The organism is Enterococcus sp. AZ050 (assembly GCF_051715085.1).
In the GTDB taxonomy this organism is placed as follows: domain Bacteria; phylum Bacillota; class Bacilli; order Lactobacillales; family Enterococcaceae; genus Enterococcus; species Enterococcus faecalis.
In genome coordinates, this window is the sequence record NZ_JBIOTC010000001.1 from 1,976,998 (window position 1) to 2,002,559 (window position 25,562).

At 39.4% G+C, this 25,562-nt stretch carries 40 protein-coding genes; 37 read left to right on the top strand and 3 right to left on the bottom strand.

Going from position 1 to position 25,562, the window contains the following annotated elements; all coding sequences use genetic code 11:
- Window positions 1-72: 72 nt before the first annotated feature.
- Entirely contained in the window at window positions 73-1,260 is a 1,188-nt protein-coding gene (locus IGJ04_RS09525) for an iron-containing alcohol dehydrogenase (protein WP_002356186.1), read from the top strand.
- Between the two features lie 56 nt (window positions 1,261-1,316).
- On the opposite strand, the gene gpmA is transcribed toward IGJ04_RS09525, so the two are convergent.
- From gpmA to rpiA, 3 genes are all read right to left on the bottom strand, one after another.
- Window positions 1,317-2,003 (bottom strand): 2,3-diphosphoglycerate-dependent phosphoglycerate mutase, encoded by a 687-nt coding sequence (gpmA, locus tag IGJ04_RS09530; protein WP_002359343.1) that lies wholly within the window; start codon window positions 2,001-2,003, stop codon window positions 1,317-1,319.
- Between the two features lie 174 nt (window positions 2,004-2,177).
- Window positions 2,178-2,753 carry a recombinase family protein gene (locus IGJ04_RS09535; RefSeq protein ID WP_002356188.1) on the bottom strand — a complete coding sequence of 192 codons (576 nt, stop codon included), beginning with the start codon at window positions 2,751-2,753 and terminating at the stop codon, window positions 2,178-2,180.
- 41 nt (window positions 2,754-2,794) lie between these two features.
- A complete protein-coding gene (gene rpiA, locus IGJ04_RS09540) occupies window positions 2,795-3,475 on the bottom strand; it encodes a ribose-5-phosphate isomerase RpiA (RefSeq protein ID WP_202452758.1) in 681 nt (226 codons plus the stop codon).
- 344 nt (window positions 3,476-3,819) lie between these two features.
- Here rpiA and rpsL point away from each other — a divergent pair, with 344 nt between their 5' ends.
- From rpsL to IGJ04_RS09720, 36 genes are all read left to right on the top strand, one after another.
- The gene (rpsL, locus tag IGJ04_RS09545) at window positions 3,820-4,233 is read left to right on the top strand and encodes a 30S ribosomal protein S12 (protein ID WP_002356190.1); all 414 of its coding nucleotides are present in this window, start codon (window positions 3,820-3,822) and stop codon (window positions 4,231-4,233) included.
- Between the two features lie 55 nt (window positions 4,234-4,288).
- The gene (gene rpsG, locus IGJ04_RS09550; protein WP_002356191.1) at window positions 4,289-4,759 is read left to right on the top strand and encodes a 30S ribosomal protein S7; all 471 of its coding nucleotides are present in this window, start codon (window positions 4,289-4,291) and stop codon (window positions 4,757-4,759) included.
- Window positions 4,760-4,842: 83 nt separating this feature from the next.
- The gene (fusA, locus tag IGJ04_RS09555) at window positions 4,843-6,924 is read left to right on the top strand and encodes an elongation factor G (RefSeq protein WP_002356192.1); all 2,082 of its coding nucleotides are present in this window, start codon (window positions 4,843-4,845) and stop codon (window positions 6,922-6,924) included.
- 150 nt (window positions 6,925-7,074) lie between these two features.
- Entirely contained in the window at window positions 7,075-8,262 is a 1,188-nt protein-coding gene (gene tuf / locus IGJ04_RS09560; RefSeq protein ID WP_002356194.1) for an elongation factor Tu, read from the top strand.
- 181 nt (window positions 8,263-8,443) lie between these two features.
- Window positions 8,444-9,268, top strand: coding sequence for a bifunctional hydroxymethylpyrimidine kinase/phosphomethylpyrimidine kinase (gene thiD, locus IGJ04_RS09565; RefSeq protein WP_002368563.1), 825 nt, complete (start codon window positions 8,444-8,446; stop codon window positions 9,266-9,268).
- Between the two features lie 271 nt (window positions 9,269-9,539).
- Complete coding sequence (locus tag IGJ04_RS09570; RefSeq protein WP_002389616.1) at window positions 9,540-10,706, top strand: SAM-dependent methyltransferase; 1,167 nt, start codon at window positions 9,540-9,542, stop codon at window positions 10,704-10,706.
- Between the two features lie 348 nt (window positions 10,707-11,054).
- Entirely contained in the window at window positions 11,055-11,363 is a 309-nt protein-coding gene (gene rpsJ, locus IGJ04_RS09575) for a 30S ribosomal protein S10 (RefSeq protein ID WP_002389727.1), read from the top strand.
- Between the two features lie 21 nt (window positions 11,364-11,384).
- The gene (gene rplC, locus IGJ04_RS09580; RefSeq protein WP_438840167.1) at window positions 11,385-12,014 is read left to right on the top strand and encodes a 50S ribosomal protein L3; all 630 of its coding nucleotides are present in this window, start codon (window positions 11,385-11,387) and stop codon (window positions 12,012-12,014) included.
- A 25-nt stretch (window positions 12,015-12,039) separates the two neighbouring features.
- The gene (gene rplD, locus IGJ04_RS09585; RefSeq protein ID WP_002356200.1) at window positions 12,040-12,663 is read left to right on the top strand and encodes a 50S ribosomal protein L4; all 624 of its coding nucleotides are present in this window, start codon (window positions 12,040-12,042) and stop codon (window positions 12,661-12,663) included.
- Complete coding sequence (locus tag IGJ04_RS09590; protein ID WP_002356203.1) at window positions 12,663-12,953, top strand: 50S ribosomal protein L23; 291 nt, start codon at window positions 12,663-12,665, stop codon at window positions 12,951-12,953. The genes rplD and IGJ04_RS09590 overlap by 1 nt, the downstream gene beginning before the upstream one ends.
- A 39-nt stretch (window positions 12,954-12,992) precedes the next feature.
- Window positions 12,993-13,823, top strand: coding sequence for a 50S ribosomal protein L2 (gene rplB / locus IGJ04_RS09595; protein WP_002356204.1), 831 nt, complete (start codon window positions 12,993-12,995; stop codon window positions 13,821-13,823).
- A gap of 42 nt (window positions 13,824-13,865) precedes the next feature.
- Window positions 13,866-14,144: a 30S ribosomal protein S19 gene (gene rpsS / locus IGJ04_RS09600; RefSeq protein WP_002356205.1), complete on the top strand. Its 279-nt coding sequence runs from the start codon at window positions 13,866-13,868 to the stop codon at window positions 14,142-14,144.
- 21 nt (window positions 14,145-14,165) lie between these two features.
- On the top strand, window positions 14,166-14,513 hold the full coding sequence (gene rplV, locus IGJ04_RS09605; protein ID WP_002356206.1) for a 50S ribosomal protein L22: 348 nt from the start codon (window positions 14,166-14,168) through the stop codon (window positions 14,511-14,513).
- Between the two features lie 66 nt (window positions 14,514-14,579).
- Complete coding sequence (gene rpsC, locus IGJ04_RS09610; RefSeq protein ID WP_002356207.1) at window positions 14,580-15,236, top strand: 30S ribosomal protein S3; 657 nt, start codon at window positions 14,580-14,582, stop codon at window positions 15,234-15,236.
- A 2-nt stretch (window positions 15,237-15,238) separates the two neighbouring features.
- Window positions 15,239-15,673 (top strand): 50S ribosomal protein L16, encoded by a 435-nt coding sequence (gene rplP / locus IGJ04_RS09615; protein ID WP_002356208.1) that lies wholly within the window; start codon window positions 15,239-15,241, stop codon window positions 15,671-15,673.
- Window positions 15,663-15,851: a 50S ribosomal protein L29 gene (gene rpmC / locus IGJ04_RS09620; protein ID WP_002383858.1), complete on the top strand. Its 189-nt coding sequence runs from the start codon at window positions 15,663-15,665 to the stop codon at window positions 15,849-15,851. Before rplP ends, rpmC begins: the two co-directional genes overlap by 11 nt.
- A 23-nt stretch (window positions 15,852-15,874) precedes the next feature.
- Window positions 15,875-16,141, top strand: coding sequence for a 30S ribosomal protein S17 (gene rpsQ, locus IGJ04_RS09625; protein WP_002359348.1), 267 nt, complete (start codon window positions 15,875-15,877; stop codon window positions 16,139-16,141).
- A gap of 57 nt (window positions 16,142-16,198) precedes the next feature.
- A complete protein-coding gene (rplN, locus tag IGJ04_RS09630) occupies window positions 16,199-16,567 on the top strand; it encodes a 50S ribosomal protein L14 (RefSeq protein WP_002356211.1) in 369 nt (122 codons plus the stop codon).
- A 35-nt stretch (window positions 16,568-16,602) separates the two neighbouring features.
- A complete protein-coding gene (gene rplX / locus IGJ04_RS09635) occupies window positions 16,603-16,914 on the top strand; it encodes a 50S ribosomal protein L24 (RefSeq protein ID WP_002356212.1) in 312 nt (103 codons plus the stop codon).
- Between the two features lie 25 nt (window positions 16,915-16,939).
- Window positions 16,940-17,479 carry a 50S ribosomal protein L5 gene (gene rplE / locus IGJ04_RS09640; RefSeq protein ID WP_002356213.1) on the top strand — a complete coding sequence of 180 codons (540 nt, stop codon included), beginning with the start codon at window positions 16,940-16,942 and terminating at the stop codon, window positions 17,477-17,479.
- A gap of 18 nt (window positions 17,480-17,497) precedes the next feature.
- A complete protein-coding gene (locus IGJ04_RS09645; protein ID WP_002356214.1) occupies window positions 17,498-17,683 on the top strand; it encodes a type Z 30S ribosomal protein S14 in 186 nt (61 codons plus the stop codon).
- A gap of 35 nt (window positions 17,684-17,718) precedes the next feature.
- Entirely contained in the window at window positions 17,719-18,117 is a 399-nt protein-coding gene (rpsH, locus tag IGJ04_RS09650) for a 30S ribosomal protein S8 (RefSeq protein WP_002356215.1), read from the top strand.
- Between the two features lie 31 nt (window positions 18,118-18,148).
- Complete coding sequence (gene rplF, locus IGJ04_RS09655) at window positions 18,149-18,685, top strand: 50S ribosomal protein L6 (RefSeq protein WP_002356217.1); 537 nt, start codon at window positions 18,149-18,151, stop codon at window positions 18,683-18,685.
- 160 nt (window positions 18,686-18,845) lie between these two features.
- The gene (gene rplR, locus IGJ04_RS09660) at window positions 18,846-19,202 is read left to right on the top strand and encodes a 50S ribosomal protein L18 (RefSeq protein ID WP_002356218.1); all 357 of its coding nucleotides are present in this window, start codon (window positions 18,846-18,848) and stop codon (window positions 19,200-19,202) included.
- A 20-nt stretch (window positions 19,203-19,222) separates the two neighbouring features.
- Window positions 19,223-19,723 (top strand): 30S ribosomal protein S5, encoded by a 501-nt coding sequence (gene rpsE / locus IGJ04_RS09665; protein WP_002356219.1) that lies wholly within the window; start codon window positions 19,223-19,225, stop codon window positions 19,721-19,723.
- Window positions 19,724-19,737: 14 nt separating this feature from the next.
- Window positions 19,738-19,917 carry a 50S ribosomal protein L30 gene (rpmD, locus tag IGJ04_RS09670; protein WP_002356220.1) on the top strand — a complete coding sequence of 60 codons (180 nt, stop codon included), beginning with the start codon at window positions 19,738-19,740 and terminating at the stop codon, window positions 19,915-19,917.
- Between the two features lie 47 nt (window positions 19,918-19,964).
- The gene (rplO, locus tag IGJ04_RS09675) at window positions 19,965-20,405 is read left to right on the top strand and encodes a 50S ribosomal protein L15 (RefSeq protein ID WP_002356221.1); all 441 of its coding nucleotides are present in this window, start codon (window positions 19,965-19,967) and stop codon (window positions 20,403-20,405) included.
- Window positions 20,406-21,704 (top strand): preprotein translocase subunit SecY, encoded by a 1,299-nt coding sequence (secY, locus tag IGJ04_RS09680; RefSeq protein WP_002359350.1) that lies wholly within the window; start codon window positions 20,406-20,408, stop codon window positions 21,702-21,704. It abuts the gene before it with no gap.
- Window positions 21,705-21,790: 86 nt separating this feature from the next.
- Complete coding sequence (locus tag IGJ04_RS09685) at window positions 21,791-22,441, top strand: adenylate kinase (RefSeq protein WP_002356223.1); 651 nt, start codon at window positions 21,791-21,793, stop codon at window positions 22,439-22,441.
- 210 nt (window positions 22,442-22,651) lie between these two features.
- Window positions 22,652-22,870, top strand: coding sequence for a translation initiation factor IF-1 (infA, locus tag IGJ04_RS09690; protein WP_002356224.1), 219 nt, complete (start codon window positions 22,652-22,654; stop codon window positions 22,868-22,870).
- 32 nt (window positions 22,871-22,902) lie between these two features.
- A complete protein-coding gene (gene rpmJ, locus IGJ04_RS09695) occupies window positions 22,903-23,019 on the top strand; it encodes a 50S ribosomal protein L36 (protein ID WP_002288710.1) in 117 nt (38 codons plus the stop codon).
- Between the two features lie 19 nt (window positions 23,020-23,038).
- Window positions 23,039-23,404: a 30S ribosomal protein S13 gene (rpsM, locus tag IGJ04_RS09700; protein WP_002356225.1), complete on the top strand. Its 366-nt coding sequence runs from the start codon at window positions 23,039-23,041 to the stop codon at window positions 23,402-23,404.
- 27 nt (window positions 23,405-23,431) lie between these two features.
- On the top strand, window positions 23,432-23,821 hold the full coding sequence (rpsK, locus tag IGJ04_RS09705) for a 30S ribosomal protein S11 (RefSeq protein WP_002356226.1): 390 nt from the start codon (window positions 23,432-23,434) through the stop codon (window positions 23,819-23,821).
- An 80-nt stretch (window positions 23,822-23,901) separates the two neighbouring features.
- Window positions 23,902-24,840, top strand: a complete 939-nt coding sequence (locus IGJ04_RS09710) for a DNA-directed RNA polymerase subunit alpha (RefSeq protein WP_002356227.1) — start codon at window positions 23,902-23,904, stop codon at window positions 24,838-24,840.
- Window positions 24,841-24,913: 73 nt separating this feature from the next.
- Window positions 24,914-25,297: a 50S ribosomal protein L17 gene (gene rplQ / locus IGJ04_RS09715; protein WP_002356228.1), complete on the top strand. Its 384-nt coding sequence runs from the start codon at window positions 24,914-24,916 to the stop codon at window positions 25,295-25,297.
- Window positions 25,298-25,342: 45 nt separating this feature from the next.
- Window positions 25,343-25,555, top strand: a complete 213-nt coding sequence (locus IGJ04_RS09720) for a hypothetical protein (protein WP_002411018.1) — start codon at window positions 25,343-25,345, stop codon at window positions 25,553-25,555.
- The last annotated feature ends 7 nt before the right edge of the window (window positions 25,556-25,562 follow it).

Below are 25,562 nucleotides of genomic sequence, written 5' to 3' on the forward strand. Positions count from 1 at the left end.
GCTTTTTGATTGGCGGATTTTTGAAAAAATAGTATGATAAATGCGTAAGAGCATTGAATGGAGGATGAAAGAATGGAAAACTTTAATTTTTATGTACCAACAGACATCCGTTTTGGGAAAGATCGTTTAGACGAATTACCTGCTGTGTTAGATCAATTTGGCAAAAATGTCTTACTTGTTTATGGTGGCGGTAGTATCAAACGTAATGGCTTGTACCAACAAATTACTGATTTGGCCCAAAAAAACGGGCATACATTGATTGAGTTGAGCGGTGTCGAACCAAACCCGCGCATTGAAACCGTTAGAAAAGGAATTGAGTTGTGTAAAGAAAACCAAGTCGATGTTATTTTAGCAGTTGGCGGTGGTTCAACCATTGACTGTTCCAAAGCAATAGCTGCGGGCTTTTATTCGGAAGAAGATATCTGGACAGTCATTGCAGCCAGAAAAGGGTATACAGGTCCTGCTTTACCAATCGTGACCATCTTGACTTTAGCAGCGACAGGTAGTGAAATGAACGCAGGTGCTGTCATTTCTAACTTAGAAACCAATCAAAAATTAGGCTTTGGTGGTCCGAATATGATTCCAAAAGTTTCGTTCTTGGATCCAACGAATACTTTTACGGTTCCTCAAAATCAAACAGCAGCTGGCTCAGCGGATATTTTCAGTCATTTGATTGAAAACTATTTTAGTATTTCGACAGGCACGGACGTCCAAGATTTTGTGTCAGAAGGCTTAATGCGAACGGTTATCAAAAATTGTCCTATTGCTTTAGAAAATCCAGAAGATTATGATGCACGTGCTAATTTAATGTGGGCAAGCAGTTTAGCCTTAAATGGTTTAACAGGGCGCGGCAAACAAGGTGTTTGGTCTTGTCACCCAATGGAACATGAATTAAGTGCGTTTTATGACATTACGCATGGGATTGGCTTAGCAATTTTAACGCCTCGTTGGATGAATTACGTTTTGTCTGAACAAACCGTAGGCAAGTTTGCGCAATTTGCTCGAAATGTTTGGGGAATAGTCGAACAAGAAGAGGAAGTAGCAGCGAAAAAAGGTATTCAAGCATTATATGATTACTTTGTGGCTTGTGGCATTCCAATGACATTACCAGAAGTTGGCATCGAAGCAGATAAATTTGAAGAAATGGCACAACAAGCTGTGGACCATAGTGCAATTGCCGAAAAGGCTTATGTGCCATTGGATGCAGCGGATATAGTAGCGATTTATAAAGATTGTTTAACCGAAAGTCAATTTATTTAATCCATAAAAAAGCGGTTTGCCTTGGCAAACCGCTTTTGTTAATAAGAAACAGGTTCTTATAAGTAGTATTTTTCTTTCACAGTTAAATCATCGTTTAATTCATAAACTAATGGTTTACCTGTTGGGATTTCAAGATCCATAATATCTTCATCAGAAATGCCTTCGATGTGTTTAGCTAAAGCACGTAATGAATTACCATGAGCCGCTACTAAGACAGTTTTGTTGTCTTTTAAAGCTGGCGCAATTTCATCTTGCCAGAATGGTAATGCACGTTCCAAAGTAACTTTCAAGTTTTCGCCACCAGGAATATCGCGTTGGTCTAACATTGCATAACGACGGTCGTTTGCTGCAGAACCTTCATCTGTTGCTTCCATTAATGGAGGAAGAGTATCGTAAGAACGACGCCAGATGTGGACTTGTTCGTCTCCGTATTTTTCAGCAGTTTCTTTTTTGTTTAGTCCTTGTAATTTACCATAGTGACGTTCGTTTAAGCGCCAAGATTTGATTTGAGGTACCCATAATTGATCTGAGTATTCTAGTAAATAGTTACAAGTTTTGATGGCACGAGTTAAAACAGAAGTATAAGCAACGTCGAATTCGATGCCTGCTTCTTTAATTTTACGGCCGCCTTCTTTTGCTTCTTCAACACCTTCAGGTGCTAAATCTACGTCAGCCCATCCAGTAAATTGGTTTAAGGCATTCCATTCGCTAAGTCCATGACGAGAAAAAACTAATTTTGGCATGTATAAGCTCTCCTTTGAGTTTAGTTTTCTGAAAATAAGATTTCCACGTTTATTGTACACCGTTTTGCGCAAGATTTCCAATGGAAAATAGTAAAAAAACGTGAAAGTTGCTGAAAAATTAGAGTGAAATCGAATCAAAAAAGAAGCCCCATCTGAAGGACTTCTTTTTTATTCTTAGGAATACAGCCGCTCGACATCTGTCTCAGGTAAATTGATGTATTTATAACAAGTGCCCACCGAAACGCCGCATTTATTAGAAATAAATTGGATTGTTTCTTTGTTTTCATAATATAATGCACGGATTTTGCGGACGGTGCGTCCATCAATTTTTGGACGTCCACCTACTTTTCCGTTTTCACGAGCTTTGTGGAGCCCGACGAGTGTTCGTTCTTTAATTAGTGCACATTCCATCGCAGATAAGCTCTCCATTAATTGGAAATAGGCTTCACCTGTTGGAAGGTGAGTATCAATTCCTTCTGAAATGCTGACAAAATCAACTTGTTTTTCCTTTAACATTTTCATAAAGTCTGTTAATTGGCGGGTTGTTTTACCTAAATGGTGCAATTTACAAACAATAAGTGTATCCCCAGCAGAAAGAAGTTTTTCGACTTCGTCTAAGACACTGATCTCCGCTTGAGGATCAAATGTCTCTTGGAAAATATCATCACAACCAAACGATTGGAGAGTGGTTAGTTGATTTTTTAAATCGTCTTCAATAATAGTTGTGCGTGCATAACCAATTCGTTTCATATATTATCCTTCCTATATAAATAATCTTTTTTCACACATTCTTAACGTGCGGGAACATGTAAGGTTTTCGGTCCATCTTCATAACCGACGATTACCATAGAAACCATATTTAAAAATAAGCCGTGTTCAACGACGCCAACCAAGTTGTCTAAATAAGAACCCAAAGCTTCTGGATCTGTAATTTTTTCTAAATGCAAATCGATGATATGGTGGCCTCCATCTGTTATTAATGTTTCGCCAGTAGCGTTTAAACGAAGTGTTGGGTGATAGCCTTTTTCTTCAAATAAATGCACTAGTTGGCGGCTGCCATAAGGAACAACCTCAACTGGAAGTGGGAAAGCCCCTAAATCGTCCACCATTTTTGATTTATCCACAATCCAAATACATTTCTTTGAATAAGTGGCCACAATTTTTTCAAAAAGTAAGGCAGCGCCACCGCCTTTGATTCCTTGAAAATCAGCGCTGATTTCATCGGCGCCATCAATCGTAAGATCTACATACGGAACCTCATCAATACTTTTTAAAGGAATGCCCAAGGCCAAGGCTTGTTTCTCTGTTTCTTTTGAAGTAGTAACCCCTACGATTGACAATCCTTCTTCTTTTACGCGACGACCAATTTCGTCTACCATAAATTTTGCTGTTGAGCCAGTACCCAAACCGACAATCATGCCGTCTTCTACATATTTTGCAGCTTCGATTCCTACCATTTGTTTCAGATTCATCGCTGTTTTCCGCCCCCTTCAATAGTCAAAGATATTGTACCGTTAATTAACTAAAAAAGATAGAAAGTTTTTGAAAAAGTCATAAAAATTTTTAAAGGAAAAGTGCGTTTAAATAGAAGGAAAAGCTTTTTTTCGAAAGGCGAAAGAAGAGGGTTGACAGCTGATACTTATCGTGGTATCCTAACAAAGGTGCTTTATCTACAGGTTCCTTATAGGGACGTGCTGACTGTCTATCAAAGCATATTTGATAAAGAGTGCAGAGATTGCATTATTTTTTATCGCGAAAAAAGAACCACCTGGATGTGTGGAACTAGAAGCGAAGTAAGGAAGGAGGAGAACAAGGAATGCCTACAATTAACCAATTAGTACGTAAACCTCGTAAATCTAAAGTAGAAAAATCTGATTCACCAGCCTTAAACAAAGGATATAACAGTTTTAAGAAAACTCAAACAAACGTTAACTCTCCGCAAAAACGTGGAGTTTGTACACGTGTGGGTACGATGACACCTAAAAAACCGAACTCAGCTTTACGTAAATATGCCCGTGTTCGTTTGTCAAACTTAATCGAAGTTACAGCTTATATCCCAGGTATCGGTCACAACTTACAAGAACACAGCGTGGTATTATTACGTGGTGGACGTGTAAAAGACTTACCAGGGGTACGTTACCATATCGTTCGTGGTGCGCTTGATACTGCCGGTGTTAACGACCGTAAACAAAGCCGCTCTAAATACGGTACAAAACGTCCTAAAGCTTAATTATAATAAGACAATAACAACTTGAAAAATCATATTTCGGAAGGAGGAGTTACGGATGCCTCGTAAAGGTCCTGTTGCAAAACGTGATGTTTTACCAGATCCAATTTATAACTCAAAATTAGTAACTCGCTTAATCAACCGTGTAATGGTTGACGGTAAACGCGGGATTGCTGCTAACATTATCTATAATTCATTTGATATCATCAAAGAATCTACAGGTAACGATCCATTGGAAGTTTTTGAACAAGCAATGAAAAACGTTATGCCTGTTCTTGAAGTTAAAGCACGTCGTGTTGGGGGTTCTAACTACCAAGTACCAGTTGAAGTTCGTCCAGAACGTCGTACAACTTTAGGTTTACGTTGGGTAGTTAACTACGCACGTCTACGTGGTGAACACACAATGGAAGAACGTCTAGCGAAAGAAATCATGGATGCTGCTAACAACACTGGCGCTTCTGTTAAAAAACGCGAAGACACACACAAAATGGCAGACGCAAACCGCGCATTTGCTCATTATCGTTGGTAAGATCCTCTCTGTCTGTCGCGTAAAGTGGCAGCAGAAAGTCAATTTACAATCGATTTAAATAAAGAGAGGAGTAAACATACAAAATGGCAAGAGAATTTTCACTTGAAAAAACTCGTAACATTGGTATCATGGCCCACGTTGATGCTGGTAAAACAACAACAACTGAGCGTATCTTGTACTACACTGGTAAAATCCATAAAATCGGTGAAACCCATGAAGGTGCTTCACAAATGGACTGGATGGAACAAGAACAAGAACGTGGTATCACGATTACATCCGCTGCGACAACTGCACAGTGGAAAGGCTACCGTGTAAATATCATCGATACTCCAGGACACGTGGACTTCACAATTGAAGTACAACGTTCTCTACGCGTATTAGATGGTGCGGTAACAGTTCTTGACTCTCAATCAGGTGTAGAACCTCAAACAGAAACTGTTTGGCGTCAAGCGACTGAATATAAAGTTCCTCGTATTGTATTCTGTAACAAAATGGATAAAATCGGTGCGGACTTCTTCTATTCAGTAGAATCATTACATGATCGTTTACAAGCAAACGCTCATCCAATTCAAATTCCAATCGGAGCTGAAGAAGACTTCACTGGAATCATTGACTTGATTAAAATGAAAGCTGAAATCTACACAAATGATTTGGGAACAGATATTCAAGAAACTGATATTCCTGAAGATTATTTAGAAAAAGCGCAAGAATGGCGCGAAAAATTAGTTGAAGCTGTTGCTGAAACTGACGAAGACTTAATGATGAAATATCTTGAAGGTGAAGAAATCACTGAAGAAGAATTAGTCGCTGGTATCCGTCAAGCAACAATCAACGTTGAGTTCTTCCCTGTATTAGCTGGTTCAGCATTCAAGAATAAAGGGGTTCAATTAATGTTGGACGCTGTTCTTGATTACTTACCATCTCCATTAGATATCGATGCTATCAAAGGGATCGATACTAAAACAGACGAAGAAACAACTCGTCCAGCTGATGACGAAGCACCTTTCGCTTCATTAGCATTTAAAGTTATGACTGACCCATTCGTAGGTCGTTTAACTTTCTTCCGTGTTTATTCTGGTGTCCTTGAAAGTGGTTCATACGTATTGAACGCTTCAAAAGGCAAAAAAGAACGTATCGGTCGTATCCTACAAATGCACGCCAACACTCGTCAAGAAATTGACAAAGTGTACTCTGGTGATATCGCTGCTGCTGTTGGTCTGAAAGACACAACAACTGGTGATACATTATGTGCATTAGATGCACCAGTTATTCTTGAATCTATTGAATTCCCTGATCCAGTTATCCAAGTCGCTGTTGAACCTAAATCAAAAGCTGACCAAGATAAAATGGGCGTGGCTCTACAAAAACTTGCTGAAGAAGATCCATCATTCCGCGTTGAAACAAACGTTGAAACTGGTGAAACAGTTATCTCTGGTATGGGTGAATTGCACTTAGACGTTTTAGTAGACCGTATGAAACGTGAATTCAAAGTTGAAGCTAACGTAGGTGCTCCTCAAGTATCTTACCGCGAAACATTCCGTGCTGCGACTAAAGCAGAAGGTAAATTCGTTCGTCAGTCTGGTGGTAAAGGACAATACGGTCACGTATGGGTTGAATTTACACCAAATGAAGAAGGTAAAGGCTTCGAGTTTGAAAACGCAATTGTCGGTGGTGTGGTTCCTCGTGAATACATCCCAGCAGTTGAAAAAGGGTTAGAAGACTCTATGAACAACGGTGTTCTTGCTGGTTATCCATTAGTTGATATCAAAGCAAAACTTTACGATGGTTCATACCACGATGTCGATTCAAATGAAACGGCCTTCCGTGTAGCTGCTTCTATGGCATTGAAAGCTGCGGCTAAAAATGCAAACCCAGTTATTTTAGAACCAATGATGAAAGTTACAATTACTGTTCCTGAAGATTACTTAGGTGATATCATGGGACACGTAACAAGTCGTCGTGGACGTGTTGAAGGTATGGAAGCACACGGTAACTCTCAAATCGTTAATGCGATGGTACCTTTAGCTGAAATGTTTGGTTATGCTACAACATTACGTTCAGCAACACAAGGACGCGGTACATTTATGATGGTATTTGACCACTATGAAGACGTACCTAAGTCTGTTCAAGAAGAAATCATCAAGAAAAACGGCGGCAACGCATAATTTTCCTTGAGAATAAAAGGTTTGTTTTTAGAACTATCCTTTTTTCAAGATTTCGTGTAAAATAGCTTATGATGATCAGACGATTTTTAGTAACGTCTATCACATATAAAACAAACAATAAAATTTATATTTTTAGGAGGAACATTCAAAATGGCAAAAGAAAAATTTGACCGTTCTAAATCCCATGTTAACATTGGTACTATCGGACACGTTGACCATGGTAAAACTACATTAACAGCTGCAATTGCTACTGTATTATCAAAACACGGTGGCGGGGAAGCACAAAGCTACGATTCTATCGATAACGCTCCAGAAGAAAAAGAACGTGGAATCACAATCAACACTTCTCATATTGAATATGAAACTGAAACTCGTCACTATGCACACGTTGACTGCCCAGGACACGCGGACTACGTTAAAAACATGATCACTGGTGCTGCTCAAATGGACGGAGCTATCTTAGTAGTTTCTGCTGCTGATGGTCCTATGCCTCAAACACGTGAACATATCTTATTATCACGTAACGTTGGTGTGCCATACATCGTTGTATTCTTAAACAAAATGGATATGGTTGATGACGAAGAATTATTAGAATTAGTAGAAATGGAAGTTCGTGACTTATTATCAGAATACGATTTCCCAGGCGATGATGTTCCAGTTATCGCAGGTTCTGCTTTGAAAGCTTTAGAAGGCGACGAGTCTTATGAAGAAAAAATCTTAGAATTAATGGCTGCAGTTGACGAATATATCCCAACTCCAGAACGTGATACTGACAAACCATTCATGATGCCAGTCGAAGACGTATTCTCAATCACTGGACGTGGTACTGTTGCTACAGGCCGTGTTGAACGTGGTGAAGTTCGCGTTGGTGACGAAGTTGAAATCGTTGGTATTAAAGACGAAACATCTAAAACAACTGTTACAGGTGTTGAAATGTTCCGTAAATTATTAGACTACGCTGAAGCAGGCGACAACATCGGTGCTTTATTACGTGGTGTAGCACGTGAAGATATCGAACGTGGACAAGTATTAGCTAAACCAGCTACAATCACTCCACACACAAAATTCAAAGCTGAAGTATACGTATTATCAAAAGAAGAAGGCGGACGTCACACTCCATTCTTCACTAACTACCGTCCTCAATTCTACTTCCGTACAACAGACGTTACTGGTGTTGTAGAATTGCCAGAAGGTACTGAAATGGTAATGCCTGGTGATAACGTTGCTATGGACGTTGAATTAATTCACCCAATCGCTATCGAAGACGGAACTCGTTTCTCTATTCGTGAAGGCGGACGTACTGTAGGTTCAGGCGTTGTTACTGAAATCGTTAAATAATTAACTTTTTAACTATAGCTTTAACCAGCGTAAAAAACTGGGGTATTCGGACGTAAGACCAGAGAATTTATTCTCTGGTCTTTTTTTTGTTTAGAAATTGGCTGGCTAAAAAATAAGCCAATTGGCTGTTTTAGCAGTCTTGTTTCTTCCGTATACTTGGAGAAAAAGGTTAGGTGATTTAATGGAAAAAGTATTGACGATTGCAGGCTCCGATTCAACTGGAGGGGCAGGGATTCAAGCAGATTTAAAAACATTTGAAGAGTATGGAGTTTTTGGGTTTTCAAGTTTAACCTCGATTGTGACGATGGATCCTACGACAGGCTGGTCGCATGAAGTAACTGAATTGCCAGAAACGCTCTTAGAAAAACAATTGATTTCGGTTTTTGCAGGCGGTCCAGTCGCGGCTTTGAAAACAGGGATGATGGGTAATGAACAAAATATTAAAATGGCTAGTAAGTACATTAAACAAGAAAAAATTCAAAAAGTCGTGATTGACCCAGTCATTGCTTGTAAGGGAACGGCACAAATTCTGCAACCCAAAAGTGTGGAAGGCCTAAAAAACGATTTACTGCCATTAGCATTAGTTGCCACGCCTAATTTAATTGAAGCGGGCATCTTATCTGGTTTAGGCGAAATTTCTTCCGTGGCGGAGATGGAAGAAGCGGCAAAACGAATTGTACAAATGGGAGCCAAACATGTCGTGGTTAAAGGGGGACATCGCTTAGCTGGTGAAAAAGCACTGGACTTGTTTTACGATGGTCACACCGCGCATCTTTTGGAAAATGAATTATATCCTACTGATTATAATCATGGTGCAGGTTGTACTTTTTCAGCGGCAATCACAGCTGGCTTGGCGAAAGGTTATTCGGTGTTAGAAGCAGTAACTTTAGCAAAAAAATTTGTAGCGGCGGCGATTAAACACGGTATTCAAGTTAATCCTTATGTGGGGCACGTGTGGCATGGCGCATACACTCATGCGGAACAACGGATGCGTAAGAAAGAATAATATTTAGAACTAGAGGAGTCTGTCAAGGACTGGCTCTAGTTTTTTTGTGATAAAGAATAACAATAGTAGGTATTACGTTAAAAGAATGTTCAAATTTTTAAAAGAGGAGTAGAATAGAACTGTAATTGCAAAAAAAGAAGCGGAACATAGAAGGGGTGTTAACTTTTCTGTGCTTCAGTTTAGAACGGACTGTGGTGTTTGTTTTGACGAACTACCGGAAAGCGACTTCTTTTTGTTTTGGCTTCAAATGGTATTTAATGGAGGGAATGCAATGTTAGAAAAAGAAACGTACAGTCAACTGTTTAAATGGTCTTTTTCAAAAAAGACACAAGTCACATACTGGGATGGTACCGTCAAAGAGTATGGGCAAGGGTCGGGGGATCCGGTTTTTAAAATTGTATTCAATGAAAAAATTCCTGTGAAGGATTTACTGAATAACGCTTCGTTAACTTTAGGGGAAGCCTACATGGATCGCAAAATTGAAATCGAAGGCGATATCCAAGCACTGATTTATGATGTGTATAACCAAAAGGATAGCTTTTTACACAATGCTAAATTTATTAAATGGCTTCCTAAAGAAAGTCATTCAAAAAAACGCTCGCAAGAGGATATTCACAGCCATTACGATCTAGGAAATGATTTTTACAAAAAATGGCTTGACCAAACAATGACGTATTCATGTGCTTATTTTAAAACGCCTGAAGATACATTAGAACAAGCGCAAGTGAATAAAGTGCATCATATTTTAGATAAATTGTTTATCAAAGAGGGCGACACTTTACTGGATATTGGCTGCGGCTGGGGCACGTTAATTTTAACTGCGGTGAAAGAATATGGAGCCAAAGCAACTGGGATTACATTAAGTGAAGAGCAATTTCATCATATTCGCCATATTATAGAAAAAGAAGGTCTACAAGATCGAATGACTGTCAAATTGATGGATTATCGTGATTTAAAAGGAGAGTCTTTTGACCATATTACGAGTGTTGGGATGTTTGAACATGTCGGTGCGGAAAATCTACATGAATATTTTGACGTCGTTCAACGAAACTTAGCGCCTAAAGGTACGGCGTTGATTCATGGGATCAGTCGCCAACAAGGTGGGGCTAAAAATGCTTGGATTAATCGTTATATTTTCCCAGGTGGCTATATTCCTGGTGTCACTGAGCTAGTCGGCCATATGACAGAAAACGACTTGCAAGTGATTGACTTGGAAAGTTTGCGCAGAGATTATCAATTGACGTTGGAACATTGGACAAAAAACTTCCATAATATAGAAACAGAAATTGTTGACGAAAAAGGTGAGCGCTTCTATCGAATGTGGGACTTATATTTGCAAGCATGTGCAGCCTCATTCCAAGCAAGCAATATTGATGTTATTCAATATTTATTGGTTCATCCAGATAACAATGATATTCCAATGCGCCGGATTGGTTAATAGAATAAAAAAGAGAGAATTTGAGATTCTGGTAAAAAAGGAATCTCAAATTCTTTTTTTATAAAAATAGAATGAAAAGAATTGAAAAACAAAACAAATGCTTTTCAAAACAAGAAAAAATTCTTTCAAAAAAACGCAGAAAATCCTTGCTAACACTATCCTTTCATAGTATAATCAAAAAGGTGCTGTTTACAGGAGTGTAAAAAGCATTGGTAGATCAACGATTTGATTTGCCGGCTGTGAAGCGAGAGGTTGCGACACGCTCGGACGCTTTGCCATGAACGAGCATGCCGGATAAATTTTCGTGGAGCTATGTCTACTTTTAAAATAGGCGAAGGAGGGAACAAGATGGCAAAACAAAAAATTCGTATCCGTTTAAAAGCGTATGAACACCGTATTTTAGATCAATCAGCGGATAAAATTGTGGAAACAGCAAAAAGAACTGGAGCTGACGTATCAGGTCCGATTCCATTACCAACAGAACGCTCACTTTACACAGTTATTCGTGCGACTCATAAATACAAAGATTCTCGCGAACAATTCGAAATGCGTACTCACAAACGTCTAATTGACATTGTGAACCCAACACCAAAAACAGTTGACGCTCTAATGAAGCTTGACTTACCGTCTGGTGTTAATATTGAAATCAAACTATAAAATTAAGATGGAGGTGTACTCATGACCAAAGGAATCTTAGGGAAAAAAGTGGGAATGACACAAATCTTTACTGAGTCTGGTGAATTAATTTCAGTAACAGTAGTTGAAGCTACGCCAAACGTAGTTTTACAAGTAAAAACTGTTGAAACTGACGGATACGAAGCTATCCAAGTTGGTTACCAAGACAAACGTGAAGTTTTATCAAACAAACCTGCGAAAGGTCATGTTGCAAAAGCAAACACGGCTCCTAAGCGCTTCATTAAAGAATTCAAGAATGTTGAGCTAGGAGAATATGAAGTAGGTAAAGAAATCAAAGTAGATGTTTTCCAAGCAGGAGACGTTGTTGATGTTACAGGTACTACGAAAGGTAAAGGATTCCAAGGGGCAATCAAACGTCACGGCCAAAGCCGCGGACCTATGTCTCATGGTTCTCGTTATCACCGTCGTCCTGGGTCAATGGGTCCAGTAGCGCCTAACCGTGTATTTAAAAATAAACGACTAGCCGGCCGTATGGGTGGCGACCGCGTAACAATTCAAAACCTTGAAGTTGTTAAAGTGGACGTAGAAAGAAATGTTATCTTAATCAAAGGAAACATTCCTGGAGCGAAAAAATCTTTAATCACAATCAAATCAGCTGTGAAAGCTAAATAAGTGTAGGGAAAGGAGGAACTAAGGAATGCCGAATGTAGCATTATTCAAACAAGATGGAACTCAAAACGGTGAAATCACTTTAAATGAAGAAATCTTCGGAATCGAACCTAATGAAAGTGTTGTCTATGATGCAATCATCATGCAACGTGCTTCATTAAGACAAGGAACACACGCAGTTAAAAACCGTAGCGCTGTTCGTGGCGGTGGCCGCAAACCATGGCGTCAAAAAGGAACTGGTCGTGCTCGTCAAGGTTCAATCCGTTCACCACAATGGCGTGGAGGTGGCGTAGTCTTTGGACCAACACCGCGTTCATACAGCTACAAACTTCCTAAAAAAGTTCGTCGCTTAGCAATGAAGTCTGTATTATCAGACAAAGTTGCTGAAAATAACTTGGTAGCAGTAGAAGGTTTAAGCTTCGATGCACCAAAAACAAAAGAATTCAAACAAGTTCTTGCTAACTTGTCTATCGATACTAAAGTATTAGTTGTTTTAGAAAATGGTAACGACTTTGCAGCTTTATCAGCTCGTAACTTACCAAACGTTTCTGTAGTAACTTCTGATAACGTTAGTGTGTTAGATGTTGTGTCAGCTAACAAAGTCTTGGCAACACAAACAGCTCTTACTCAAATTGAGGAGGTGCTTGCATAATGGAATTACTAGACGTAATCAAACGCCCAGTGATCACTGAAAAATCCATGTTAGCTATGGACGAAAAGAAATATACTTTCGAAGTGGACACTCGCGCAAACAAAACTTTAGTAAAACAAGCTGTTGAATCAGCATTCGATGTTAAAGTAGCAAACGTAAACATCTTAAACGTGCGTCCAAAATTCAAACGCATGGGTAAATATGCAGGTTATACAAAAAAACGTCGCAAAGCGATCGTTACATTAACTGAAGATTCAAAAGAAATTCAATTATTCGAAGCTGCTGAATAAGCAGTCCTGAACAATATCAACGTAGGAGGGAAATAAGACGTGGCGATTAAAAAGTACAAACCTACCACAAATGGCCGTCGTAACATGACAAGTTCTGATTTCGCTGAAATCACAACTTCAACACCAGAAAAATCATTGTTACAGCCATTAAAAAACAATGCCGGTCGTAACAACAACGGTCGCATTACGGTTCGTCACCAAGGTGGCGGTCACAAACGTCAATACCGTGTGATTGACTTCAAACGTAATAAAGATAACGTCGCAGCGGTTGTTAAAACGATCGAGTACGATCCAAACCGTTCTGCTAACATCGCGTTAGTTCATTACGAAGACGGGGTTAAGGCATACATCTTAGCACCAAAAGGATTAGAAGTAGGCATGCGCCTAGTATCTGGTCCAGAAGCAGATATTAAAGTAGGTAACGCATTACCATTGGAAAACATTCCAGTTGGTACAGTTATCCACAACATTGAAATGAAACCTGGTAAAGGTGGACAATTAATCCGTTCAGCTGGAACAAGCGCGCAAGTACTTGGTAAAGAAGGCAAATACGTATTAATCCGCTTAAACTCTGGCGAAGTTCGTATGATCTTAGCAACTTGCCGTGCAACAATCGGTTCAGTTGGTAACGAACAACACGAATTAATCAACATTGGTAAAGCTGGCCGCTCTCGTTGGATGCGTAAACGCCCAACTGTTCGTGGTAGCGTAATGAACCCTAACGATCACCCACACGGTGGTGGTGAAGGTAAAACACCAATTGGACGTAAAGCGCCAGTATCTCCATGGGGTCAACCAGCAATTGGATACAAAACACGTAATAAAAAAGCTAAATCAGACAAACTTATCGTTCGTCGTCGTACTAAATAATTTTTTTGACCATGTGTCGTACATTTTGAGAGGAGGTTCACCATGGGTCGTAGTTTAAAAAAAGGACCTTTCGTCGATGATCATTTGATGAAAAAGGTCGAAGCACAACAAGGTGCCGAAAAGAAAAAAGTAATTAAAACTTGGTCTCGCCGCTCTACAATTTTTCCATCATTCGTAGGTTTCACAATCGCTGTATATGATGGACGGAAACATGTCCCTGTTTACATTCAAGAAGACATGGTAGGACATAAATTAGGTGAATTTGCACCAACTAGAACTTATCGTGGCCACGTTGCTGACGATAAAAAAACTAAACGCTAATTTTGAGGGGAGGATATGCAAATGTCAGAACAAATTACATCAGCTAAAGCAACTGCAAAAACAGTTCGCACTTCACCTCGTAAAGCACGTTTAGTAATCGATCTTATCAGAGGGAAAAGCGTTGCGGATGCAATTTCAATCTTGAAATTCACACCGAACAAGTCTGCTGGAATCATTGAAAAAGTTTTAATGTCAGCAGTTGCTAACGCAGAAAACAACTTTGACTTAGACGTTGAAAGCTTAGTCGTATCTGAAGCATTTGTTAACGAAGGACCAACAATGAAACGTTTCCGTCCTCGTGCAAAAGGTTCAGCTTCACCAATCAACAAACGTACTAGTCACATCACAGTAGTTGTAACAGAGAAATAAGTCTCATGAAATAGGCTGTTTTCTTTATGAAAACAGAGCTTAAACATTTAAGAGGAGGGACAATCAGTGGGTCAAAAAGTACATCCAATTGGAATGCGTGTAGGCATCATCCGCGACTGGGATGCGAAATGGTATGCTGAAAAAGAGTATGCTGAATTCTTACACGAAGATTTAAGAATCCGTAAATTTATCGCAACAAAACTTGCTGATGCTGCTGTATCTACAATTGAAATCGAACGCGCTGCAAACCGTGTTAACATTTCAATTCACACAGCTAAACCAGGTATGGTTATCGGTAAAGGCGGATCTGAAGTCGAAAACCTAAGAAAAGAATTAAATAAATTAACTGGCAAACGAGTTCACATCAACATCGTTGAAATCAAAAAACCAGATTTAGATGCAAAATTAGTAGGCGAAGGAATTGCACGTCAATTAGAAAACCGTGTTGCTTTCCGTCGTGCTCAAAAACAAGCTATCCAACGCGCAATGCGTGCTGGTGCTAAAGGAATCAAAACTCAAGTATCAGGTCGTCTAAACGGTGCGGATATCGCTCGTTCAGAAGGATACTCTGAAGGAACTGTACCACTTCACACATTACGTGCGGACATTGATTACGCATGGGAAGAAGCGGACACTACTTACGGAAAACTAGGAGTTAAAGTGTGGATCTATCGTGGAGAAATTCTTCCAACGAAAAAAAACACTGAGAAAGGAGGGAAATAATCATGTTAGTACCTAAACGTGTAAAACACCGTCGTGAATTCCGCGGAAAAATGCGCGGTGAAGCTAAAGGCGGAAAAGAAGTAGCATTTGGTGAATGGGGTTTACAAGCAACTGAATCTCACTGGATTACTAACCGTCAAATCGAAGCAGCCCGTATTGCAATGACTCGTTACATGAAACGTGGCGGGAAAGTATGGATTAAAATTTTCCCTCACAAGTCTTACACAAGTAAAGCTATCGGCGTACGTATGGGTAAAGGTAAAGGGGCACCAGAAGGCTGGGTATCACCAGTTAAACGTGGTAAAATCATGTTTGAAATCGCAGGCGTTCCTGAAGAAGTAGCTCGTGAAGCTCTTCGTCTTGCATCTCACAAATTGCCGGTAAAAACTAAGATCGTAAAACGTGAGGAAATGGGTGGTGAATCGAATGAAGGTTAAAGAAATCAGAGAATTAACCACTGCCGAAATGCTAGATAAAGAAAAACAATTAAAAGAAGAATTGTTCAACTTAAGATTCCAATTAGCAACAGGTCAATTAGAAAACACTGCACGTATTAAAGAAGTACGTCAATCGATTGCACGCATCAAAACAGTATTGCGTGAACAAGCTAACTAATAGTGGAAGGAGGCCAAACGCGTATGACTGAAGAAAGAAATCAACGTAAAGTTTACCAAGGTCGTGTGGTATCAGACAAAATGGATAAAACAATCACAGTTGTCGTTGAAACAAAGAAAAACCACCCTATCTATGGCAAACGTATGAAATATTCTAAAAAATATAAAGCGCATGATGAAAACAACACAGCGAAAGTTGGAGACATCGTAAAAATCATGGAAACTCGTCCATTATCAGCTACAAAACGTTTCCGTTTACTAGAGGTAGTCGAAGAAGCAGTTATTATCTAATAAAACGAGAATTTCCTAATAGATTGAAGCACAAAATCTGAAAGGGGGATACACATCGTGATCCAACAAGAAAGTCGTTTAAGAGTCGCTGACAATTCTGGCGCACGTGAAATTTTAACGATCAAAGTCCTAGGCGGATCTGGTCGTAAAACTGCTAACATCGGTGACGTTATTGTTGCTACTGTCAAACAAGCAACGCCAGGTGGGGTTGTTAAAAAAGGTGAAGTAGTTAAAGCCGTTATCGTTCGTACAAAATCTGGCGCTCGTCGTGCTGACGGTTCTTACATCAAATTTGATGAAAATGCTGCGGTAATTATCCGTGACGATAAAAGCCCACGCGGAACACGTATCTTCGGACCAGTTGCACGTGAATTACGTGAAAACAACTTCATGAAGATCGTTTCTCTAGCACCAGAAGTATTATAATCTCGAGCCCACGTTAAAGGAGGTGCGAAACAGTAATGTTTGTTAAAAAAGGCGATAAAGTAAAAGTTATCACTGGTAAAGATAAAAACAAAGAAGGCGTTGTCTTAGCAGCGTTTCCTAAACAAGATAAAGTTATCGTTGAAGGTGTCAACGTCGTTAAAAAACACCAAAAACCAAACCAAGCAGCCCCACAAGGTGGAATCCTTGAAGTGGAAGCGCCAATTCATGTTTCTAATGTAATGGTGATTGATCCTTCAAACGGAGAAGCTACTAAAGTTGCGTTTAAAGAAGTCGACGGCAAAAAAGTCCGCGTTTCTAAAAAAACAGGTGAAGTTTTAGATAAATAAAAATTGCGGAAGGAGGGCTTACTGAATGAACCGCCTGAAAGAAAAATATATTAAAGAAGTAACACCATCATTGGTGGAAAAATTTAATTACAGCTCAGTTATGCAAACACCTAAAGTTGATAAAATCGTTATCAACATGGGTGTGGGTGATGCAGTATCAAATGCTAAAAACTTAGACAAAGCTGTTGAAGAATTAGCATTAATCACTGGTCAAAAACCACTTATCACAAAAGCTAAAAAATCTATCGCTGGATTCCGTTTACGTGAAGGAATGCCAATCGGTGCGAAAGTAACGCTACGCGGCGAAAGAATGTACGAATTTTTAGATAAATTAGTAACAGTTTCTTTACCTCGTGTACGTGACTTCCACGGTGTCAGCAAAAAAGCTTTCGATGGTCGTGGTAACTATACTTTAGGTATTAAAGAACAATTAATCTTCCCAGAAGTTGATTATGATTTAGTAGATAAAGTACGCGGTATGGACATCGTAATTGTTACAACAGCGAACACTGACGAAGAGTCTCGCGAATTGTTGGCACAATTAGGTATGCCATTCCAAAAATAATATAAGGAGGCGAACTACGTGGCTAAAAAATCAATGATTGCTAAAAACAAACGTCCTGCTAAACATTCAACACAAGCTTATACTCGTTGTGAACGTTGTGGACGTCCACATTCAGTTTATCGTAAATTTCATCTTTGCCGTATTTGCTTCCGCGAACTTGCCTATAAAGGTCAAATTCCCGGCGTGAAGAAAGCTAGCTGGTAAACAAGTAAACTCGCATAAAGGAGGTAAATAGTTCAATGGTCATGACAGATCCAATTGCAGATTTTCTAACTCGCATTCGTAATGCGAACATGGTTAAACATGAAACTTTAGAAGTACCTGCTTCAAAAATCAAACGTGATATCGCAGAAATCCTGAAACGTGAAGGATTTATCCGCGACGTAGAATACATCGAAGATGACAAACAAGGCGTAATCCGTGTTTTCCTAAAATATGGTAAAAACGAAGAACGTGTTATCACAAACTTAAAACGTATTTCTAAACCAGGTTTACGTGCATACGTAAAAGCTGACGAAGTACCAAAAGTATTAAACGGTCTAGGAATTGCAATCATCTCTACATCAGAGGGTGTAATTACTGACAAAGAAGCTAGAGCGAAAAATATCGGCGGCGAAGTAATCGCCTACGTATGGTAATTCTAAAAAATACACAAGGAGGTGTCTCTAAGTGAGCCGTATTGGTAATAAAGTTGTTGTTCTTCCTGCTGGTGTTGAAATCAAGCAAGACGGAAACAACATTACAGTTAAAGGACCTAAAGGTGAATTAACACGCGAATTTTCTTCTGATATCAAAATGAACATCGAAGGAAACGAAGTGACATTCACTCGTCCAAACGATTCAAAAGAAATGAAAACAATCCACGGAACAACTCGTGCAAACTTCAACAACATGGTTGTTGGTGTTTCTGAAGGTTTCCAAAAAGCACTTGAACTTATCGGGGTCGGATACCGTGCCCAAGTACAAGGCAACAAATTAACTTTAAACGTTGGTTATTCTCATCCTGTCGAAATGACAGCACCAGAAGGCGTAACATTTGAAGTACCTGCGAACACACAAGTTATCGTTAAAGGCATCAACAAAGAAGTTGTTGGTGAATTAGCTGCTAACATCCGTGGCGTTCGTCCTCCAGAACCTTATAAAGGCAAAGGGATTCGCTATGTTGGTGAATTTGTACGCCGTAAAGAAGGTAAAACTGGTAAATAATAACAGCTGTGTAGAAAACAGAAGTCAACAACAAGCAACTGTCATTTTATGGGATTTTTCCAATAAAATGCTTTTGTCTTGTCTGCCAGCTTCTCTTTTCCGTAATCTGCTGACTGCTTGAAATATTAGTAGTAAACATTAAATCAAAGAGGTGAAAATTGTGATTACAAAACCAGATAAAAACAAAACACGTCAAAAGAGACATCGTCGTGTACGTAACAAAATCTCTGGTACTGCTGAGTGCCCACGCTTGAACATTTTCCGTTCTAACAAAAACATCTACGCGCAAGTCATTGATGACGTAGCGGGTGTGACGCTAGCAAGTGCCTCTGCCTTGGATAAAGAAATTTCAGGTGGAACAAAAACAGAAACAGCTGCAGCTGTTGGTAAACTAGTTGCTGAACGTGCCGCTGAAAAAGGCATCAAAAAAGTAGTCTTCGACCGTGGTGGATACCTTTACCATGGCCGCGTGCAAGCTTTAGCTGAAGCTGCTCGTGAAAATGGACTAGAATTTTAGGAGAAGGAGGAACACCATTCATGGTTTATATTGATCCAAAACATTTGGAATTAGAAGACCGCGTTGTAGCGATCAACCGTGTAACAAAAGTTGTTAAAGGTGGACGTCGTTTACGTTTCGCAGCTTTAGTTGTTGTCGGTGACAAAAACGGACACGTTGGTTTCGGTACTGGTAAAGCACAAGAAGTACCTGAAGCTATCCGTAAAGCAATCGAAGACGCGAAGAAAAACTTAGTTGAAGTGCCTATGGTTGGTTCTACTATCCCGCACGAAGTAATTGGCGTATTCGGTGGCGGCCGTATCCTTATGAAACCTGCAGTAGAAGGTTCTGGGGTAGCTGCTGGTGGACCAGTTCGTGCCGTATTGGAATTAGCTGGTGTAGCAGATATTACATCTAAATCACTAGGTTCAAACACACCTATTAACGTTGTTCGCGCAACTGTTGAAGGTCTAAAACAATTAAAACGTGCCGAAGAAGTGGCAGCACTTCGCGGTAAATCTGTAGAAGAAATTATCGGTTAAGGAGGACAAAAATAATGGCTGAATTAAAAATTACTTTAAAACGCAGTGTTATCGGACGTCCTCAAAACCAACGTGCTACAGTTAAAGCGTTAGGTTTAGGTAAAGTGAATAGTACTGTTACAAAACCTGCCAATGAAGCAATCAAAGGTATGGTTAACACTATTTCACATTTAGTGGACGTAGAAGAAGTTTAAGATTTATAGATTTGTAATAGAAGATTGCTTAAGGAGGTGCCAAACCTATGAAACTTCATGAATTAAAACCTGCTGAGGGCTCACGCCAAGTACGTAACCGTGTTGGACGTGGTACTTCATCTGGTAATGGTAAAACAGCTGGCCGTGGACAAAAAGGGCAAAAAGCCCGTTCAGGCGGTGGTGTTCGTTTAGGATTTGAAGGGGGTCAAACTCCATTATTCCGTCGTTTACCAAAACGTGGGTTTACAAACATCAATCGTAAAGATTACGCTGTTGTGAACTTAGATACTTTAAACCGTTTTGAAGATGGAACAGAAGTAACTCCTGTTGTCCTAAAAGAAGCAGGAATCGTTAAAAACGAAAAAGCGGGAATCAAAGTTCTTGCAGATGGTGAGTTAACGAAAAAATTAACTGTGAAAGCAGCTAAATTCTCGAAATCAGCACAAGAAGCTATCGAAGCTGCTGGTGGTTCAATCGAGGTGATCTAATTGTTCAAGCTATTAAAGAACGCCTTTAAAGTCAAAGACATTAGATCAAAAATCTTATTTACAGTTTTAATCTTGTTTGTATTTCGCCTAGGTGCGCACATTACTGTGCCCGGGGTGAATGCAAAGGGATTGTCTGATTTAAGTAGCTTACCCTTTTTGAATATGTTGAATATGGTGAGTGGTAGTGCCATGCAAAACTTCTCTATCTTCTCGATGGGGGTTTCGCCATACATTACAGCCTCTATTATTATTCAACTATTGCAAATGGATATTGTACCTAGATTTGTAGAATGGTCAAAACAAGGGGAAGTTGGGCGTAAGAAATTAAATCAAGCTACAAGATATCTAACGATTGTCTTGGGTGTGGCTCAGTCAATGGGGATCACTGCTGGTTTTAATAGCTTAAGTCAAACTGGGATTGTCAACAATCCAACCTTAGGTACCTTTGTGATGATTGCAGTTATTTTAACTGCTGGGACGATGTTTGTGACTTGGATGGGTGAACAAATTACAGAAAAAGGAATCGGAAATGGTGTTTCAATGATTATCTTTGCCGGGATTATTTCTCGTTTGCCAGGAGCAGTCAAAGAAATCTATGAAGATTACTTCGTCAATATCGAGTCTTCTCGTATTTGGCAATCTGTTATTTTCATTGCAATCTTAGTTATTGCTATTTTGGTGATTGTTACAGTCGTAACGTTCTTCCAACAAGCAGAACGTAAGATTCCAATCCAATATACAAAACGTGTTTCTGGTGCACCAACAAGTAGTTATTTACCGTTAAAAGTAAATGCTGCTGGGGTTATTCCAGTTATCTTTGCCAGCTCGTTAATTGCAACACCAAATGCCATTTTACAAGCTTTCTCATCAAAATTCGCTGGTGAAAATTGGTATGACATTATGACAAAAATCTTCAGTTATAACACAGTTCCAGGGGCAATCATCTATACTGTCCTAATCGTTGCGTTTACGTTCTTCTATGCATTTGTTCAAGTAAACCCTGAGAAATTAGCGGAAAACTTACAAAAACAAGGAAGCTACATTCCAAGCGTGCGACCAGGTAAAGGTACAGAAGAATATGTATCTGGCGTGTTAATGAGATTAAGTGTTGTCGGCTCAATTTTCCTAGGACTTGTTGCTTTACTTCCAATCATTGCGCAAATGGTTTGGAACTTACCTCAATCAATCGGTTTAGGTGGAACAAGTTTACTAATCGTTATCGGGGTTGCATTAGAAACAACGAAACAATTAGAAGGATTAATGATGAAACGTCAATATGTCGGCTTTATCAATAAGTAAGAATCGAGTGTTGAGGTTTTACCTCAGCACCATTCTCACATATGGCTAGCTTCATAAGCCGGTCTTTAAAATTAGGAGGAGAATATATGAACCTCATTTTAATGGGATTACCTGGAGCAGGTAAAGGCACCCAAGCAGAAAAAATCATTGATACGTATGGCATTCCACATATTTCTACTGGAGATATGTTCCGTGCAGCAATGAAAAATGAAACTGCCTTGGGCCTAGAAGCGAAATCTTATATCGATAAAGGTGAACTGGTTCCTGACGAAGTAACAAACGGAATTGTTAAAGAACGCCTTGCTGAACCAGACACAGACAAAGGATTCCTATTAGATGGTTTCCCACGTACACTGGATCAAGCAAAAGCATTAGATACAATGCTTAAAGAATTAAACAAAAAAATTGATGCTGTCATTGACATCCATGTAGAAGAAGATGTATTAATCGAGCGTTTAGCTGGACGATTCATCTGTCGCACATGTGGCGCAACGTATCATAAATTATTCAACCCGCCAAAAGTTGAAGGCACTTGTGATCGCTGTGGCGGACATGAATTCTACCAAAGAGAAGATGATAAGCCCGAAACGGTTAAAAATCGTTTGGCAGTCAACATTGAAAGTAGCGCACCAATCTTAGCTTTCTATAAAGAACAAGGCTTGATGCATACAATCGATGGCAATCGCGAAATCGATACTGTTTTTTCTGATGTGAAAAAAATCATTGACGAAAACTAATTTCCAATTGCCCGCAGTTTAACCCTGTTGTTGTATTCAGTTTCTCTTGCCAAAACATAACTAAATATGGTAGAATATATCAGTCCGACTTCTACAGTTTTGTGACATCAAAATGAATAACGAAGTTAGTTGAGAATTTCTAGGTGGGAGCTGGAGTTTCCGCCGTTTTATCGTGTGAAAACGCGAAACAAGTACAAGGAGGTACTGTGCGTGGCAAAAGAAGATATGATTGAAGTCGAAGGTACAGTCGTCGAAACTTTGCCGAATGCAATGTTTAAAGTCGAACTAGAAAATGGACACCAAGTTCTTGCTACTGTTTCAGGTAAAATCCGTATGCACTACATCCGTATCTTACCTGGTGACAAAGTAACAGTTGAATTATCACCGTATGATTTAACGCGTGGCCGTATTACTTATCGCTTTAAATAATTGTACTCCGTAAAACCACAGGAGGTATTATCATGAAAGTAAGACCATCAGTAAAACCAATGTGTGAACATTGTAAAGTAATTCGCCGTAAAGGACGTGTTATGGTTATTTGCCCAGCAAATCCAAAACATAAACAACGTCAAGGATAATTAGGAGGTGTAACGAATAATGGCTCGTATTGCAGGAGTAGACATCCCTCGTGACAAACGTGTAGTAGTTTCTCTTACTTACATTTATGGTATTGGTAACACTACAGCTAAAAAAGTTTTAGCAAACGTTGGCGTATCTGAAGATGTTCGTGTACGTGATTTAACAAACGAACAAACAGATGCGATTCGTGCGGAAATTGATAAGTTAAAAGTTGAAGGGGATCTTCGTCGTGAAGTGAACTTAAACATCAAACGCTTGATGGAAATCGGTTCATACCGTGGAATCCGTCACCGTCGTGGATTACCAACTCGTGGACAAAACACGAAAAATAATGCACGTACTCGTAAAGGCCCTACTAAAACAGTAGCAGGCAAGAAAAAATAATTCCTAAGTGAAGGAGGTTAGAACTTCATGGCAGCAAAAAAAGTTAGTCGTAAACGCCGTGTCAAAAAGAATATAGAATCAGGTGTAGCACATATCCATTCTACATTCAACAATACAATCGTAATGATTACTGATACACATGGTAATGCATTAGCATGGTCATCAGCAGGATCATTAGGCTTTAAAGGAAGCAAAAAATCAACTCCTTTTGCCGCTCAAATGGCTGCAGAAGCCGCAACTAAAGTGGCAATGGAACATGGACTTAAAACTGTAGACGTAACAGTTAAAGGACCTGGTTCTGGACGTGAAGCAGCAATTCGTTCATTACAAGCAACAGGTTTAGAAGTGACTGCAATTCGTGACGTGACTCCAGTTCCTCATAATGGATGCCGCCCTCCAAAACGCCGTCGTGTTTAATGAGCGCCACTCATTCTGAGTTTGAATTAGGAACGTCATTGAACAAGACACTTTTCGTTTTGAAAGGGGTATAGATAAGAATGATTGAATTTGAAAAACCAAGAATCGAAAAAATTGATGAAAATAGAGATTATGGTAAGTTCGTCGTTGAACCATTAGAACGCGGTTACGGAACTACTTTAGGTAACTCTCTACGTCGTATTTTATTGTCTTCTTTACCAGGAGCTGCAATTACGAATATTCAAATCGATGGTGTTTTACACGAATTCTCAACCATTCCAGGTGTACGAGAAGACGTAACACAAATTATTTTGAATATTAAAGGCTTAGCATTGAAATTATATGCTGAAGAAGAGAAAACCCTTGAGATCGATATTACAGGACCCGCTACCGTGACTGCCGGCGATATTATCGTGGACAGTGATGTTGAGATCCTAAATAAAGATTTAGTTATCTGTAGTGTTGCTGAAGGAGCTACTTTCCATGCTCGCTTAACAGTGAAACCTGGTCGTGGCTATGTTCAAGCAGACGAAAACAAAAAAGAAGATATGCCAATCGGTGTACTTCCAGTTGATTCCATCTACACACCCGTTCGTCGTGTTAACTACCAAGTAGAAAATACACGTGTTGGTCGTCGTGATGATTTCGACAAATTAACAATGGAAATATGGACAGATGGTTCAATCATTCCTCAAGAAGCACTAAGTTTAGCTGCGAAAATCATGACTGAGCATTTAGATATCTTTGTAAACCTTACTGACGAAGCGAAAAACGCTGAAATCATGGTGGAAAAAGAAGAAACTCAAAAAGAGAAAATGCTAGAAATGACGATTGAAGAACTTGATTTATCAGTTCGTTCATATAACTGTTTAAAACGTGCAGGCATTAATACTGTACAAGAACTTACAAACAAATCTGAACCAGAAATGATCAAAGTACGTAATTTAGGTCGTAAATCTCTTGAAGAAGTAAAACTTAAATTGCATGATCTAGGATTAGGATTACGTAAGGACGATTAAGACTTTTACGAAGTTTCCAGTCCTGCTTAACAGCAGTGGCTCGTGAGAACAGAAACGAAGGAGGGAACCCAACGTGAGTTACCGTAAATTAGGACGCACATCAAGCCAACGTAAAGCTATGCTACGTGATATTACAACTGATTTAATCATCAACGAACGCATCGTAACTACTGAAGCTCGTGCGAAAGAAGTACGTTCAACTGTAGAAAAAATGATTACTTTAGGTAAACGTGGAGATCTTCATGCACGTCGTCAAGCAGCTACTTTCGTTCGTAATGAAGTTGCTAGTGTTCGTGAAGAAGATGAGTCTATCGTTGTTGAATCAGCTTTACAAAAGCTATTTAACGATTTAGGACCTCGTTTCGCGGAACGCCAAGGTGGTTACACTCGTATCTTGAAGACAGAACCAAGACGCGGCGATGCAGCACCAATGGTAGTTATCGAATTTGTTAAATAATTAATAAACCGATCACTTTATAGATGTTTCTTTTAGAGTGTTATGATGTTGGAGGCGACTCCGAGTCTAGCTCTGCTTTCCCTGTTAAAGATGGCTTTAGCAGGGGAGCACTCATCATATAAAGGTGATTTTTTTTTGCTTTGGGAAAACGCTGTTTTCTCAAAGCTTTTTTGTTTCTTAAAAGCATTGCAGAAGCTTTTCCGGTTTGTTATACTGGTTATTAATTGGAATTTTCAGATAATTAAACATCTGAGTTAGTAGAAGG